The organism is Pseudomonas mosselii, from assembly GCF_005796105.1.
Lineage (GTDB): Bacteria > Pseudomonadota > Gammaproteobacteria > Pseudomonadales > Pseudomonadaceae > Aquipseudomonas > Aquipseudomonas mosselii_C.
The window spans coordinates 1-1,428 of sequence record NZ_VAUO01000039.1 but is presented as its reverse complement, the minus strand read 5'-3'; the positions used below and the strand labels follow the sequence as shown (position 1 = coordinate 1,428).

The window sequence follows — 1,428 nt, the reverse complement described above, 5'->3', positions numbered from 1 at the left end:
TGGACTGCCCCCCAAAAGTTGGACAGTTTTAAGCAGCAGCCTGAGTCCTGTACTCCACAGGGCTTAGGCCATTGAGTCTCAGCTTGATACGATCATGGTTGTAGTAGTGAATGTACTCATCCAGACCGGCTCTCAGCTCATCAATACTTTCGAAACGTTTCAGGTAGAAAAACTCGGACTTGAGCGTGCCGAAGAAGCTTTCCATGGCCGCGTTGTCCAGGCAATTGCCTTTGCGAGACATACTCTGCTTTACCCCGCGCTCGCTGAGCTTATGCCTGTACTGGGCTTGCTGATAATGCCATCCCTGATCCGAATGCAGCACGAGCTTGGGCTTTTCTCCCAAGCAATCGAGCGCTTTGTCGAGCATGTTCCCCACCAGGCTATAGCACGGGCGATTAGCCATTTCGTAGGCCACGATCTCGCCGTTGTACAAATCCATCACCGGCGATAGATAGAGCTTCTGTTGGGCTACTTTGAATTCGCTTACGTCGGTTACCCACTTCTGGTTTGGGCGTTGCGCGACAAAATTCCGCTCCAGCAGATTCGCTGCCACTTTGCCGACGGTGCCTCGATAGGAGCGGTATTTCTTGGGGCGCACTACTGATTTCAATCCCTGCTCAGCCATCAGCCGCTCAATGACCTTCTTGTTCACCCGCTTTTCCTTCCTGATGACAAGCGCAATGCGGCGATAACCATAAAGCTGTTTTTGCTCGTGGTAGACGCGATACACCAACGCCTTGAGCTCAGCATGCCGATCTGGCTTCTGCTGAGCTTTGAGCTGGTAGTAGAAGGTGCTGCGCGCCAGCTCGACAAACTGAAGGAGGTCAGGCAATGGAAACCTGTGCTTGAGTTTGCAAACGATCAGGACTTTTTCCCGCGTGTTCGCTCCTTTTCCTCGCGCAGCGCCTTGAGCTCCTTTAGGACAGCATTCTCCATGCGCAGGTACTCAAGTTCAGCCATCAGCTGATCTCGAGACTTCTGATCATCATGGGTACTGGTGGGTTTGGCAGGCTTGATCTTCTTCGACACGTTGATTGGCTTTCTTGGCTTGGCAGTAGAGGGGGCAGGACTGCCACTGTAGTACTGCCGCTGCCAAATGCCTATCTGAGAGGACTGTCCAAGGCCAAAGTGGGCCGCGGCCTGGCGCAGCGAAAGCCGATGCTCGTACATGTAGCTGAGCACCTGTCGCTTGAAATCACTGGTATAGCGCTGCCCAGGAGAGCCTGAACCGATGCCATTATTGGCTCGATAACTGGCCACCCAGCGCCGGAGCAGGCTGCAATCGATACCGAAGTGTTGAGCCACCTTTCGGAAGCCGTTAGTGCCATCTAGGTAGGCTTTGATCGCTGTGAGTTTGAAATGCTCGGTGTACTTTCCCATAGGTCCCCCAAGGGTTGGATTGGTGTCCAACTTCTTGGGGGCAGTCCA

Annotated in this window: 1 protein-coding gene; it reads right to left on the bottom strand. The window is 53.6% G+C overall.

Features of this window, described 5'->3' with window-relative positions:
- Positions 1-28: 28 nt before the first annotated feature.
- Positions 29-1,380 (bottom strand): IS3 family transposase gene (locus FEM01_RS23985; protein ID WP_138221888.1). Its coding sequence is split into 2 segments (ribosomal slippage): positions 29-907 and positions 910-1,380, totalling 1,350 coding nucleotides; the frame shifts between segments, so codons are not numbered across the junction.
- Positions 1,381-1,428 lie beyond the last annotated feature (48 nt).